Origin of the sequence: Mesorhizobium sp. CO1-1-8 (assembly GCF_020164875.1) — a bacterium.
Classification (GTDB): Bacteria; Pseudomonadota; Alphaproteobacteria; order Rhizobiales; family Rhizobiaceae; genus Mesorhizobium.
The window spans coordinates 141,538-155,597 of record NZ_JAIUGZ010000002.1; the positions used below are offsets into that span (position 1 = coordinate 141,538).

Genomic DNA, 14,060 nt, shown 5'->3' on the forward strand with positions numbered 1-14,060 from the left:
CGAATACGCCGCCCGAAAGCCGGCGCCGATGTCGGCCGGAAAAGTATCGAAGGAGAAAAAGAATGGCCCCATATTGGGTCGGCACGAGCTGGAAGATGAACAAGACGCTGGCGGAGGCGCTGCAGTTCGCCGATGCGTTGGCGGCCTTCGTGCCGGGTTTCGATCAGGCGGTACAACCTTTCGTCATTCCGCCGTTTACCGCTGCGCGGCAGGTGAAAGCGGCGCTGGCCAACACCCACGTAAAGGTCGGCGCCCAGAACATGCATTGGGCTGACGCCGGCGCCTGGACGGGCGAAGTCTCGCCGGTGATGCTGAAAGATTGCGGGCTGGATGTAATCGAACTCGGCCATAGCGAGCGCCGCGAGCATTTCGGCGAGACGGATGCGACTGTGGGACTGAAAACGGAGGCCGCTGTCAGGCACGGTTTCGTGCCGCTGATTTGCGTCGGCGAGACGCTGGCTGAGCGTGAATCAGGCCGCGCCGAGGCGGTGTTGACGGCACAGGTTCTCGGCGCGCTGCAAGAGCTGAGCGGCGATCAACTGAAGGCGGAAATCCTCTTTGCCTACGAGCCCGTCTGGGCGATCGGCGAGAAAGGCATTCCCGCAAGCGCCGACTATGCCGACAGGCAGCAGCAGCTGATCAAGAAGGTTGCCGCCGACCGGCTGCCGATTGCCCCGCCTGTGCTCTATGGCGGCAGCGTCAATCCCAGCAACGCGGCCGAATTGATCGGCCAGCCGCATGTGGATGGTCTGTTCATTGGCCGCTCGGCATGGCAAGCGGAAGGCTACATCGACATTCTGAAAAAGGCGTCGGCCGCCATTGCGCGTTGACTGCTACGACACGGAAGAAAAGGAGTTCATCATCATGAAGATCGCACTCGGAGCCGACAGCGCCGGCAAGCCACTGCTCGACGTCATCGCCAAGCATCTCGCCAGCAAACCGGAGCTGCAGGTCGTCGACCTCAGCCAGGCCGGGTTCTACGCCGATATCGCTGCTGCGGTCGGCCACGAAATTCTCGACGGCAACTACGACCGGGCCATCCTGTTTTGCGGCACCGGCATCGGCGTCAGCATCTCCGCCAACAAGGTGCCGGGCATTCGAGCCGCATTGACCCACGACACCTATTCCGCTGAGCGCGCCGCCAAGTCCAACAACGCCCAGATCATCACCATGGGCGCGCGCGTCATCGGTCCCGAACTGGCGAAATCGATCACCGACGCATGGCTGGCCTCGGAGTTCGATCCGAACGGCCCCTCCGCCGCAAACGTGCAAGCCGTCGACAAGCTCGACGCCAAGCGCTGAGGCGCGGAAGGTCCGTTGCTGATCAGGTGATCAAGGCGACCCGCATCGCCTCGATCACGGTCACGGCGGACGCGGCGCCTGGGTCCATATGGCCAAGCGAACGCTCGCCAAGGCGGGAGGCCCGACCCTTGGTGGCGACCATTGCCTTGGTCGCTTCCGCGCCTGCCTTTGCCGCCTGGGCCGCAGCCTCGAGACTGCCAGCCAGCCCTTTTCCTGAGGTCAGCGCTTCGCCCGCCGCCTGCGCGGCCGGCGCCCATGCATCGATCATCGTCTTTTCGCCAAGCTCTGCCTTGCCGCGATCCTGAATGCCCTTGGCCATGGCCTGGAACAGGGCGACCACGTCCGCGTCGTCGAGCGTCGCCTTGCCCTTGACCGCTGCCGCGCCGCGCATGAACGCGGTCGCATAGAGCGGACCTGAGGAGGCGCCGACGGCATTCAGGAACGATTTTGCCGCTGTGTTCAGCAAGGTGGCCGGATCGGTGGTCTCGGTGTCCAGTGCGGCGACTGCATCGCGTGCCGCGGAAAATCCAAGCTCCATCGCGATGCCGTGGTCGGCGTCGCCGATAACTCCGTCAAGCGCGCATAGTCGGTCCCTGTCGGCGGACATTGCGGTTGCGATCGCCGCGAACATCGCGACAAGGTGGGAGGTGTCGATTGTCGTCATGTCTAGTCCTTGCCACAGAAGTGGTTTAGCCGGCGCGAAACATGGCGCAGTCGCAGGGGTGGTCCAGCATCGTCTGCAACTCGCCGTCCAGCCGATGCAGAGTGATCGAGGCCCCGGCCATTTCGAGCGAGGTGCAGTAATTGCCGACCCAGCTTGCGTGTATGGACACGCCGATCTGATCGAGCCTCTGCTTCACGCGCCGGTTCATGATGTAGAGTTCCATCAGCGGCGTTGAGCCCAGCGAATTGACGAGCACCGCGACCTTGTCGCCGCGCGCCGGCGCCATCTCGTCTAGAATCCTGTCCAGCATCTCGTCGGTGATCTCGTCGGCTGTTTTCAACTTTTCGCGCGCGATGCCGGGCTCGCCGTGGATGCCCATGCCGATCTCCATCTCGTCCGGCCCGATCTCGAAATTCGGCCGGCGTGTCTGCGGCAGCGAACAGGGCGACAGCGCCACGCCCATGGTGAAGGTGTGGTCGTTGGCCTTGCCGGCGATGCGCTCGCATTCGTCGAAGGACAACATCCGGTCGCAGGCGGCACCGGCCGCCTTGAAGATGAAGAAATTGCCGGCGACGCCGCGCCTCTTGTGCCGCTGGTCGCGCGGTGCCGAGGCGACGTCGTCGGTGCTCAGCACCGTGCGCACCTCGATGTCGTCCATGGCGGCCATCTCGGCCGCCATGTCGAAATTCATCACGTCGCCGGCATAATTGCCGTACATGAAGAGCACGCCGGCGCCGCCGCTGACTGCCTTGGCGCATTCGAGAATGGGGTCCGGCGGCGGCGAGGCAAAGACATTGCCGATGGCCGCAGCGTCAGCCAATCCCTTGCCGACAAAGCCGAGAAAGCTCGGCTCGTGGCCCGAGCCGCCGCCAATCACGAGGCCCACCTTGCCCTGGCGCGGTCCGTCGCGGGCGACGATGGAGCGTGGACTGCCGTCCACGCTTTTGAGATGGCGGGGATGCGCTGCCAGGATGCCTTCCAGCATCTCGTCGACGGCGCGGTTGCCATCGTTGATGATCTTCTTGGTCTGCACCCGGCATCCTCCGATTTCGGCATTTTCGCAGATAATACCGGGTGTTACCGGGATTTCCACCCGGCAAGGCGCATTTCGCGTGTTGAAGTGCTCTCGCACAGCGGCACCCTGAAATCCAGGTGTCGGCTGGTTCAAGTGCCGAGGCCGTCGCGGATGGCTGAGAAATAGCGATCGGTTCCGACCTGACCGCCCTTGAGCGCGACCTCCAGTCCGTCGATCGCCTTGACGCGCGAGTGGGCAACGCAGAGCGGCGAGCCAGGCGAAGCGGGCAGCGGCATGCGGATTGTCAGCGCATCGACACCCATTTCGCCGAGTGCATGGCTCGACGTGTCGCCGCCGGCAATGACGACGCGCCGCAGGCTCTGTCCGGTCGTCAGGCTGCGAAGGATTTCTCCAAGGCCGCGGCCAAGCTTGTGGCGGGCGCCTTCCTGCCGGTCGATTTCGGCGCCCCTGTCGGCACTGGGGCCAAGCGCGGTGTAGAGGATGACGCTGCGCCCGGCTTGCAGACTGGCACGGCCGCTTGCCATTGCGCGCGCGATAGCCTCCTGCGAAGCCTCCGAAACCAGTTCGACGGGATCGACCTCGATGCCGTCGAAACCGTCAGTCAGGGCATGCCGGATCTGCCGTTCGGTGGTCGGCGAACAACTGCCCGACACGACGGCTATCCGGTCGGCAGCGCCCGGCGGCGTGAAACCTTGTCCATCGCCGACAATGTCATTCGACGCCCATTCGCCCAGCAACGCATACTCGACCCCGGACGAGCCGACGACAAAAGAACCGCCGGGCTTGCGAACGCGCCACAGCTCCTTGCCGGCCAAGGCCTGGGTTTCCAGATTGTCGACATCGACAAGCACGATGGCGGTGCCGTTTCCGGTCATAAGATCGAACGCCGCCGACCGTGACGCGGACTGCAGCGTCGCAAGGTCGACCAGCCCGGAGCTCAGCGCCGTCTGCCGCGACAGATGGATCAGCAGATCGGATTCATGCATCGGCGTCGTCGGGTGGCGGCTCATCACAGGGTGGCGGTCGATGCGGAAATATCGATCGCGATAGGCGGCGAACAGATGGCCGAAGGCGGTGTAGCGCTTGAGCTGCGGCGCGCCGACCAGCAGCGGCACGCTGTCCTGCGCGAACACCGAGCGGCCGATCTCGATGGCCCGGCCGATGCTGCCGATCGTCGGGCTGGAATCGAAGGTCGAGCAGACCTTGTAGTGGCAGATCGCGGCGTTGAGCGTCTTCAGCCAGGCGAAGGCATCGCGCAGATGCGTGTCCATCCACTGTGGCGCCTCGCTGCGGCTGGTGCCGGCCAGCCCGATCGCCCGGCAATGGCCAAACCGGGACAGCAGGGCCGCGTCCGGCTGGCGCATGAACAGCACGGTCGATACGCCACCGAGCTCGAGCGCTTCCATGACGTCGGTCGAGCCGGTCAGGTCGTCGCCATAATAGCTGAGAAGCAGGTTCTGCATGGCGTCAGGCTGCCTTGCCGTCGCCGAATTTTTCGATCGACCGCGCCAGTTCGGGATGGTTCAAGGCGAAGTCCGCCAGCGGAATGCCGTCGACCGCTGCTTGCCAGGCTTGCTGCACGGCACGCACGCCGGCGCCCGGTCCGTCCGGATGGCTGACGATGCCGCCGCCGCAGAGATAGAGAAGATCGACGGTCCGGCCGGTCCGCGCATATGTCTCAGGCGCCTGACCGCCCCACTGGCCGGAGCCCGCCACCGGCAAGGCGCAGTCCTCAGGCGAAAAGATCGGCGTCGTCACTGCCTTGAAGGATTCGACGAAAGAGTCATCCGGCTCCCAGTATTTCGAGGCGATGCCGTTGATCTGGAATTGGTCGACGCCGAGCAGCCGCCAGAACTGCTGCCAGACCTTGAAGTCCATGCCGAGGCCCGGGTGACGGGTCAGGATGTCCCAGCCGTTGCGGTGGGCATGCAGCACCAAGCTGGAGCGCTTCCTCAGGAACGCCATGCCGCCAAAACCGATGGAGTTGATGTTGACCACAGCGCAATTTCCGCCGGCCGTCGCCACCAGATCGTGGTTGCGCATCATCTCGTCGGGGTCGGCGTGCGAGATGCCGAAGGCATACATCACCTTCTTGCCGGTCCTCTGCTCATGGTCGAGGATCAGCGGCATGATTGCCTTCACCCGCTCGGCCAGTGGCGAATAAGCCGGGCTCATCAGCTTCTCATCATCCTTGATGAAGTCGACGCCGGCAGCGATCAGTTCCGCCACCATTGCCGCCGTCTCATGTGGCCGCAGGCCGAGCGCCGGCTTGACGATGGTGCCGATAATCGGGCGGTCCGTCACACCGGTTAGCCGGCGGCTGCCGGCGACACCGAACTGTGGACCGGAATGCGCGCCGCGAAAATCCTCCGGCAGCTTCATGTCGACGACGCGAATGCCGGTGAGGCCCTTGATCGAATAGGTGCCGCCGATGGCGATCGTCATCAGCGCCGAAAGGTCGGTGCCGATGGCATCGAACGGAAAGGCGATGTCGACATCCGCACGCCGGAACGGCCCGTTGCCGTCATCAGGAAGCGATGGCCGCTCGGCGTCGGGCAGAGGCCGGATCGCCAGCACGCGCGCCGCCACCCGGGCCTTCAGCTCCTCGGTCTCGCCGGGCAGCGCGACGAAGGTACCGGTCGACTGGTCGCTGGCGATCTTGGCCGCCAGCGCTTCGATGCTTCCAGGCGTTTCGATGCGGTAGGTGAGGGTGATCATGGTCCGCTGTCTCAAGCCGAGGCGTTCGAAAAAGGTTCACTGGTGTTTCAAATCTGGTATAATGAGTACATAAGTATTGCAAGTCATATCCTGCAGCGGGATCGACAGACGGCAATTCCGGGAATTGTGGCGGCAGTGTTAGATAGGGCCGGGTCAAGGGAGTGATTCGCGACGATGAACCGTTCGGAACCGATTGTCCGGCGCAAGCTTTCCGATGAGGTCTTCTTGCGGCTGAAACGCCTGATCACCAGCGGCGAGTTGATTCCGGGCGACGACATGCCGTCGGAGCGCGAACTGATGGAGCGCTTCGAGGTCGGCAGGCCGGCGATTCGCGAGGCGATGCAGGCGCTGAGCAATATGGGCTTGGTCGCGATCTCGCATGGCGAACGCGCCAAGGTGCTGCAGCTGACCGCAAAGTCGATCATCAAGCAGGTCGATGGCGCCGCCAAGATCATCCTGTCGTCGTCGAAGGACACGCTGGAACACCTGAAGACCGCGCGCATCTTCTTCGAACGCGGCATGGTCAGGGAGGCCGCCGAAAAGGCCACCGCCGAGGATGTGCAGCGGCTGCGGGCAACCGTTGCCGAACAACGGGGCTTCCGGGGCGATTCCGAAGCCTTCATCTCCGCCGACATGAAATTCCATACCCAGATCGCCGCGATCTCCGGCAACCCGATCTATGTCGCCGTCAGCGAGGCGATGCTGGGCTGGCTGAAGGAATATCACACCGAGATGCTGATCTGGACCGGCAAGGAAAAGTTCACGCTCACCGAGCACGAAGAGATCATCGGCCGCATCGAGAAGAAGGATGCCGACGGCGCCGAGAAGGCGATGATCAAGCATCTCGAACGCTCTCGCGCGCTCTACGTGATGAATTCCGAAAAGTAACTTCAGCCGATCCGAACGATCGCGTAAGGCGTCATGACGAGATGGCCTCGGCCAAAAGCTGAAATGTCGACCGGCACGTCGTCCGCCGTCAAGTTCGCCAGCCACACGACAGTGTCGCCTGAGGCCGAGCGTCCAGCCAGCGCAAGCACCTTGGTCTCATCGCTCGTCCTTGCCGCCACATGCGCAAGGCCGGCCAGTTCGCAAAGCCCCCTGATAGCCTTGAAGAGCGGTCGGGGCGATCCTTCCACGACGGGTTCTCCGGATGACGCCAGCACGCCGAAGGGTCCAGTGAAGCTGGAGAGCGTGAGCTGTTCCAGTCCAGCGGGCGCCACGCACGCGGCATAGCCGATCGTCCATGCCGCCGCGAACAGGCCGGCATGGCGAGGATCGCTGTCGGCCATGGCGATGCGCTGTCCCCCGGGATTGGGTTTGGTCGCGCCGCCATAGGGGTTCTGACGCATGGCAATCGTCGACGGGCCGATCCGATAGGGTTTTGCCCCGAAGATCGCCCGCGCCGATTGGGTGATGAAAGGCAGCGCCTCCAGCGACTGCATGATGCTGAGATCGTCGGCGGCGTGCACGATCGGGCAGGTACAATGGGTGATGAAATCGAGCTGGTCCGCCGGCACGCGCTTGCGGTTGAGTTCGGTGAAATAACTGAACATGCCGCCGCCGAGGCGGATATCGGGAAAGGCGCGCCGCGCCGCGGCATAGACGTCGTCGAGCGGCGGGCAATCCGGCCACGCGCTGCCCGGCGGCGTCGACTGCCGGTCGACCGAAGGCGACACGGCAATGGCCGAAAGTTTCAGCCCGGCCCGACGCACCAGGCCGGCGACGCCTGACAGCTCGGCGTCAAGATCGCCAGCGCAGGCAGCGACGCATTCGAGGGTCGTTTCAGCTGGGCAAGCGGTTGCAAGTCGGGCGAAAGCGCGCAAGGCGTCGAGCCCATGGCCGCGCGTCGGATCGTAATGGAACAGCAGCTGTTGTGGGCCGAGTGTCGAGAGCGTGGAAAGGTTCGCCAGTGCCGTCTCGACATCTTCGGGATAGATGATCACGCCGACATCGGGCAGCCTTGGTCCGGCCTCGCCGAGTTCGACGCGCACCGGTTCGCTGGCCACTGCGGCAACCGGGGCTTTACCTTCACCCGTGATGCGCAGGCTGATGGTCTGGCGCAGCGGATGGCCGGCAGGCAGCACATAGGGCCAGGGCAGCGCCAGCGGCCGCACATAGGTCTTGTAGGACGCGTCCGACCAGTTGCGCTGGTCTTCCATCTCGAATGTATCGCCTTCCATCCGGCATTCGGCAGCGACACCAGGCCGAACCTGATGGGTGATGGCACGGATATCCTTGAAAGGCTGCCAGGGGTCGATGAGTTCGGGAAGCTTCGTCGCCATCACGCTGCCGTCTGTGTGCTCGACTGTGACCGGGCCGCCGGCGAGGTCGGCGATCGGGTGCAGGATGCAGAAGCCGCAGCGGTTGGTTTCGAAATCGCTTTCGGGAAGGGCGCCTACGTCGAAGACCAGACGGCCATCGGCAGAGCCTTTGATGGTGGCGCGGAAGCCGAGCCGGCTTCCATCGGGGGCCACACAGCTTGCCGAATAGCTGACCGAAAAAGCGTCGGCACCCTGGTCGATGATCAGGTCCCTCAAATTTGGTTCGTACGTGCCCCAGTCGCGGTCACGCACGATGTAGGCGATGGCGCGCAGCACTTCGGTGCCGCCATGGCGGATGGTGCGCAGATTGCCGTTGACGAAGTCGGCGCTGAGCAGGCCCGCGCTGAGCCTGACCGGCTCGGCCTCGACCGCGCGCGTGCCGTAGAGGAGGAAGGCGTCGTCGGTCATTTCAGCAAGGCATCGAGTTGCACCGGTTGCCGGCTCGCGGCCCCAGCATAGGCTGCCTCGACCAGCGCGAACGTCTTGAGGTTGTCCGCGCCCGAGGTCGCCGGTTGTACGCCCTTTACCAGGCAATCGACCCAATGCTGCTGGATGGCCACGACGCTTTCCTGGATGTTGTGCCAGGGCCGCGACGCCCATGGCAGCAGCGGCGGCGAGACGTCGGTGACGGCCGTGCCGCTCTTGCCGGTGACAGTCAGTCGGTAGCCCTGCGCCAGCCGGATCGTGCCGTCGCTGCCGTCGATCTCGATCAGCGTTTCGGGAAATGGCTCCGTGGCGAGCTTCGTCGCGTAGCTGCAATCGACCACAGACGTCGCACCGCTGTTGTGATCCATCAGCATCGTCGCGACGTCCTCGCCTGATATGCCGGGGTTGATGCGCACCGTCCGCGTGGTAATGACAGACACGTCGCCGAGCAGGAAACGGGCGATGTCGAGGATATGGATGCCGAGGTCTTCGATGATGAAGCGTTTTCCCGTCGCCAAATAGGGCTGACCGGAAAACACGTCATAGGCGGAGCGGAAGGAGATACGCCCGAAGAACGGCGTGCCGATCTCACCGCTGTTGAGCACGGCGCGCACCGCTTGGATCGGCGACTGCCAGCGAAAATTCTCATGTACCATCAGCGGCACCCCGGCTTCCGCGCAGGCCCTGACCATCGCCTTGGCGTCGGCGAGTGTCGGCGCGAACGGCTTTTGGCAGATCACCGGAACGCGATGGGCGGCCGCCATTTCGACCAGCGGGCGATGGCTGGGCGCGGTGGTGGCGATATCGACGAAATCCAGGCTTTCGCCGGCAAAAAGTTCCGCCGCATCGGTGTAGCGCTTCGCAACGCCGAACTGATCGCCGACGATCTCGAGGCGTTCCGGATCGCGGTCGCAGATGGCGACGATCGAGGCGCCCGCTATGTCGCGCCAGGCATGCATCTGGTTGACGGCAAAGAAGCCGCAGCCAATCACGGCTCCCCGCAACTCCGCCATGCTCAGCCTGCCTTTGCCATCTGCATCAACGTCACCCGGCTCTGCAGCCGGCGCTGTGCCTGGTCGACGACGACGGCGACGATGATGACGAGGCCCTTGATTACCATTTGCCAGAACGAACTCACACCCATCATCACCAACCCGTCCGAAAGAATGCCGATGACGAAGGCGCCGACGATGGTGCCGCCGATCGTGCCGCGACCACCCGACATCGAGGTGCCGCCGAGCACTGCCGCCGCAATGGCGTTGAGTTCGAAACTTTCGCCCGTCGCCGGATGCGAGGCCATCAGCTCGGACGAGATGATCAGGCCGACGATCGCCGCGCAGAAACCGGAGAACATATAGACGAACATCTTCACCATGTTGACACGGACGCCCGAAATCCGCGACGCCCGTTCATTGCCGCCGACGGCGAAGATGTGGCGGCCAAGCGGCGTGTATTTGGCGAGATAGGCGGCTCCCAGCGCAACCACGATCAGGATCCAGATCGCCACCGGCAGGCCGAGCAGCCGGCCGGCGCCGAGGAATCCGAAGCCGGTGGTGCCCAGTTCCGGCTTGCCGACGAGGTTGGGGAAGGTGCGGCCGTCCGACGACAGCAGCGCCAGGCCGCGCGCGACATAGAGCACGCCGAGCGTGGCGATGAACGGCGCGACGTTCAGCCTGGTGATCAACAATCCGTTGACGGCGCCGATCAATATGCCGACGGCTAGCGTGATCAGCGCGATCTCGAAGACGTTGAAATAGATGGTGTAGCCGATCTGCAGGTCGATGCCGTTGAGCACGAGATAGCCGGCCACCATGCCGCACAGGCCGACGATCGAGCCGACCGAAAGGTCGATGCCGCCGGTGATGATGACGAAGGTCATGCCCATCGCCAGGAACGCGTTCAGTGCCACGTGCTTCGACATCAGGATCAGATTGGCGGTCGACAGGAAATTCGGCGCCGCGATCGAGAAGAAGATCAGCACGGCGATCAGCGCGATGAAAGTCCTTAGTTTCATCAGCGTCAACAACACCGAGCCGCTGGAAGCCGAGGGAGCTGACGCCTTGGCTGGGATGTCAGTCATGGGCGGTGCTCTCCGTGTGTGGGGCCGGTCCGTGGCCAAGCGCCGACGCGGCGACGAGTGCCGCCTCCGTCGCTTCAGTGCGATCGAATATGCCGGTCAGTTTTCCGTTGCTCATCACTGCGATGCGGTCGGACAGCGCCATCACCTCATCGAGGTCGGAGGTGGCGAACAAAATCCCCAGTCCGTCGCGGGACAGTTTGCGCATGGTGCGGAAGACGTCGGCTTTGGCGCCGACATCGATGCCTCGGCTGGGTTCGTCCATCAGCAGCACCTTGGGTTCGGTGAGCAGCGCCTTGCCGATCACCACCTTCTGCTGGTTGCCGCCCGACAGCGAGGACACCTCCTGCGCCGGGTCGGCGACCTTGATCGCCAGCTCCCTCACCATTTGCGTCACTGCCTGCCTTTCGGCGGCGCCACGGATATGGAATAGGCGGGCAAATCGCGACAGGCTGGCCAGTGTCAAATTGCTGGCGACCGAGAGGATCGACACCAGCCCTTCGCGCTGGCGATCCTCGGGGATCAGTGCCAGCCCGCGCCGGATGCGCCGCGTCGTATCACGCTCCTTGACCTTTATGCCGCCAATGAAGATCTCGCCCGTCGAATGGCCGTGACGGCCCATGATGCAGTCGAACAATTCGCTGCGCCCGGCACCCATCAGGCCGTAGATGCCGAGGATCTCGCCGGCACGCAGCGACAATGAGACATGGTCGACGGCAAGTCCGCCGGTGGCACGAGGCAGACAGATCTCCTCGGCACGAAAAATCTCTTCGCCCGGAAGATGGCCGTCGGCCTTGGCGAAGTCCTTGGCGTCGGAGCCGATCATCTGGCGAACGATCCACTGCGTATCGACGTTCTTCATCTCTTCCTGGCCGGTGATACGACCGTCGCGCAGCACGGTGATGTAGTCGCCGATGCGGATCAGCTCTTCCAACCGGTGCGAGATGTAGACGATCGCCACGCCGCGCGCCTTGAGGTCGGCGATCACCTTGAACAGGATCTCGACCTCAGCCGCGCTCAGCGCCGAGGTCGGCTCGTCCATGATCAGGATGCGCGCGTCGAGCGAAACCGCCTTGGCGATCTCGACCAGCTGCTGCTGGCCGATGCGCAGGTCCTCGACCAGCATGTCGGGCCGTATGCCGGCTTGCAGGCGTTCCAGAAATTCCGCCGCGCGGTTTTCCTGTTGCTCGCGGTCGATTTTGCCGAAGCGGTTGGTAATCTCCCGGGTGGCGAAAATATTTTCGGCGACGCTCATGTTGCCGAACAGGTTCAGCTCCTGGAACACCATGCCGATGCCACGGTTCACCGCATCGCCCGATGACGAGAAGGAAACCTCTTCGCCTTCCAGCAGGATGCGGCCGGCGGTCGGTCGTTCGACACCGGCGATGATCTTCATCAGCGTCGACTTGCCAGCGCCGTTTTCGCCGACCAGCACGTTGACCGAGCCCTTGCGCACCTCGAAATTGGCGCGCTTGACCGCGACGGTGCCGGAATAGACCTTGGAGACGTCCTCGAGCTTCAGGATGATTTCGCGCTCTGCGGTCGCGCTCATGGCTTCGGTCCGATCTCTGCCTCCGCCGGCGTCACCAGCGGCAGGTCGTGGCCGCTGCCCGGCGTATAGGCGCCCACCACCTTGGCGGTGCGGCCTTCCAGCGCTTCGCGCGGCAGCTTCGACAGCACCGTCTTGTCGGTGTAGCTGTTGAACGCCTTGCCGAACTGGGCGAAGTCGATCTGGTTGGTGAAGTCGCTGAACTGGATGAAGTCCAGGCTGTCGCGCAGCGCGGTACCGCGCACCGCCGGTCCGATCTGCACCCGTGCATCGGCCTTGCCGTCGCCGTCGACATCGACATCGACGGTTGCCGCCCGCGACTGCGTGTTGGCCGCGACGATCTTGCCTTCCAGGCGAACCGCGAAAGTCCAAGGCGAATTCGCCTGCTTGTTCGGATTGCCGTATTTGGCGCCGGCAGCTGATGGATCGGTTGTCGCCAGGGTGTGAACCTGCGCAAACTGTCCGGCTTTCTGCTGGAGATAGGGCACGACCTTTGCCGCCCAGATCTCTTCGACCATCTTGTCTGGATTGAAGGCGGGAGCGTTGTTGCCGTCGTCCGATTTCGTCGGCAGGATCTTGCAGGCGGTCAGGCTGATGCCAACCATCACGGCAAGGATCGGCCAGTTCGGCTTGGTGTTCAGCATGGCGGCCTGTGGTTCAGGATGGTGGTCGGCATCCACGGAAAAAATGGAGACGAGGGGCGAAACCGATGTTCGCCCCTCGCTATTCATCTCGCGCGGGCTCAGTTCGTCAGCGCGAAGGTCTCCAGCTTGGCGGCATTGTCGCCATTGACCAGGACGCAGTCCATCAGCTGCTTTTCCTTGGCCGGCGACTTCTTGTTCTTGATGAAGTCGTTGGCCTGCTCGACGGCCATCTGCGCCTGCGCGAAGGCTGGCTGCAGCACGGTCGCCTTGATGCCGCCGGAGGTGATGGAGTCGCGCACGTCGTTCGATCCGTCGAAGCCGACGACGATGACATCCTTGCGGTTCGCCGCGGCAAGTGCCGCATAGGCGCCCATCGCCATCGTATCGTTGCCGGAGATGACGCCCTTGATGTCGGGGTTGGCTTGCAGGATCGATTCCATCTTGGAATAGGCTTCCGTCTGGCTCCAGTTGGCCGACTGCTGCGCGACCATCTTCAGGTCCGGATAGTCGTCGATGACGTCGTGATAGCCCTTGGAGCGAATGCCGGCATTGGTGTCGGATTCCTTGCCGACCAGCTCGACGAAATTGCCCTTCTCGCCCATCAGCTTGACAAATTCCTGCGCGCCGAGCTGGGCGCCCTGGTAGTTGTTGGAGACGATCTGCGCGACGGCGACGCCGGTGGCGTTGATCTCGCGATCGATCAGGAAGGACGGAATGCCTGCGTCCTTGGCCTTCTGCACGGCGGCGACGGTGGCGTCGGCGCCGGCATTGTCGAGGATGATCGCCTTGGCGCCGCGGCCGATCGCGGTGTCGATCAGCTCGGATTGCTTGTTGGCGTCGTCGTCATGGACCAGCACCAGCGCCTCGTAGCCGAGTTCCTTGGCCTTGGCTTCGGCACCGACGGCTTCGGCCTTGAAGAACGGATTGTCGTGCGAGGGCGTGATGATGGCGATGAGATCCGCCGCGTAGGCAGGAACTGCCGTGCCAAGCGCCAGCATGCCGGCGAAAGCCGCAAGCGTCATTCTGCGTGTGAGTTTCATGAAGTCCTCCCATTTGAAAAAATGCCTTGGTCAACCAAGGCCTCTGTCGGCTTCCGAATTCGTCAGCGGCGCGGGTGGCGGATCGCTTTCGGGCCCAAAAGCCGTTGTCGGCTTCCCCTCGACGGATCGTTGCTCCCCGGCCATCCTCCACTCGCCCAGGCTTCGAACTGCCTGCGAAACCTTGTCGATCCGAGCCATTAACAGCTAAGCCAACTGGTATAATGAGTCAATCACAAATTCAGGTGACATGTACCTGATGAGCGGAAAGAACCGAGGCGTCGGC

Annotated in this window: 13 protein-coding genes; 3 read left to right on the plus strand and 10 right to left on the minus strand. The window is 63.6% G+C overall.

The genetic code is table 11. The features are described from left to right. The first annotated feature begins 62 nt into the window (after window positions 1-62). Both LB558_RS04070 and LB558_RS04075 read left to right on the plus strand, forming a co-directional pair. Window positions 63-830: a triose-phosphate isomerase gene (locus tag LB558_RS04070; RefSeq protein ID WP_224696337.1), complete on the plus strand. Its 768-nt coding sequence runs from the start codon at window positions 63-65 to the stop codon at window positions 828-830. 34 nt (window positions 831-864) lie between these two features. Beyond that, window positions 865-1,302, plus strand: coding sequence for an RpiB/LacA/LacB family sugar-phosphate isomerase (locus LB558_RS04075; protein WP_224696338.1), 438 nt, complete (start codon window positions 865-867; stop codon window positions 1,300-1,302). Between the two features lie 22 nt (window positions 1,303-1,324). Here LB558_RS04075 and dhaL read toward each other — a convergent pair whose 3' ends face one another. The 4 genes from dhaL to oiaX all read right to left on the minus strand — a co-directional run bounded on the left by dhaL (window position 1,325) and on the right by oiaX (window position 5,720). Continuing rightward, window positions 1,325-1,966: a dihydroxyacetone kinase subunit DhaL gene (dhaL, locus tag LB558_RS04080; protein ID WP_224696339.1), complete on the minus strand. Its 642-nt coding sequence runs from the start codon at window positions 1,964-1,966 to the stop codon at window positions 1,325-1,327. Window positions 1,967-1,991: 25 nt separating this feature from the next. Next, window positions 1,992-2,999 (minus strand): dihydroxyacetone kinase subunit DhaK, encoded by a 1,008-nt coding sequence (locus LB558_RS04085; protein ID WP_127255097.1) that lies wholly within the window; start codon window positions 2,997-2,999, stop codon window positions 1,992-1,994. 131 nt (window positions 3,000-3,130) lie between these two features. Then, entirely contained in the window at window positions 3,131-4,465 is a 1,335-nt protein-coding gene (locus LB558_RS04090; RefSeq protein ID WP_224696340.1) for a four-carbon acid sugar kinase family protein, read from the minus strand. A 4-nt stretch (window positions 4,466-4,469) separates the two neighbouring features. Then, on the minus strand, window positions 4,470-5,720 hold the full coding sequence (oiaX, locus tag LB558_RS04095) for a 3-oxo-isoapionate-4-phosphate decarboxylase OiaX (protein ID WP_224696341.1): 1,251 nt from the start codon (window positions 5,718-5,720) through the stop codon (window positions 4,470-4,472). 174 nt (window positions 5,721-5,894) lie between these two features. On the opposite strand from oiaX, the gene LB558_RS04100 reads away from it, so the two are divergent. Further along, window positions 5,895-6,608: a transcriptional regulator NanR gene (locus tag LB558_RS04100; RefSeq protein WP_224696342.1), complete on the plus strand. Its 714-nt coding sequence runs from the start codon at window positions 5,895-5,897 to the stop codon at window positions 6,606-6,608. A gap of 2 nt (window positions 6,609-6,610) precedes the next feature. Here the strand turns inward: LB558_RS04100 and LB558_RS04105 are convergent, their stop codons facing one another. The 6 genes from LB558_RS04105 to LB558_RS04130 all read right to left on the minus strand — a co-directional run bounded on the left by LB558_RS04105 (window position 6,611) and on the right by LB558_RS04130 (window position 13,777). Then, on the minus strand, window positions 6,611-8,449 hold the full coding sequence (locus LB558_RS04105) for a hypothetical protein (protein WP_224696343.1): 1,839 nt from the start codon (window positions 8,447-8,449) through the stop codon (window positions 6,611-6,613). Then, window positions 8,446-9,480 (minus strand): Gfo/Idh/MocA family protein, encoded by a 1,035-nt coding sequence (locus LB558_RS04110; RefSeq protein ID WP_224696344.1) that lies wholly within the window; start codon window positions 9,478-9,480, stop codon window positions 8,446-8,448. The genes LB558_RS04105 and LB558_RS04110 overlap by 4 nt, the downstream gene beginning before the upstream one ends. A 2-nt stretch (window positions 9,481-9,482) precedes the next feature. Then, window positions 9,483-10,547: an ABC transporter permease gene (locus tag LB558_RS04115; RefSeq protein WP_224696345.1), complete on the minus strand. Its 1,065-nt coding sequence runs from the start codon at window positions 10,545-10,547 to the stop codon at window positions 9,483-9,485. Beyond that, window positions 10,540-12,096, minus strand: a complete 1,557-nt coding sequence (locus tag LB558_RS04120; RefSeq protein ID WP_224696346.1) for a sugar ABC transporter ATP-binding protein — start codon at window positions 12,094-12,096, stop codon at window positions 10,540-10,542. The genes LB558_RS04115 and LB558_RS04120 overlap by 8 nt, the downstream gene beginning before the upstream one ends. After that, complete coding sequence (locus LB558_RS04125; RefSeq protein WP_224696347.1) at window positions 12,093-12,737, minus strand: DUF2291 family protein; 645 nt, start codon at window positions 12,735-12,737, stop codon at window positions 12,093-12,095. Before LB558_RS04125 ends, LB558_RS04120 begins: the two co-directional genes overlap by 4 nt. A 98-nt stretch (window positions 12,738-12,835) precedes the next feature. Next, window positions 12,836-13,777, minus strand: coding sequence for a D-ribose ABC transporter substrate-binding protein (locus LB558_RS04130; RefSeq protein WP_024502459.1), 942 nt, complete (start codon window positions 13,775-13,777; stop codon window positions 12,836-12,838). Between the last annotated feature and the right edge of the window lie 283 nt (window positions 13,778-14,060).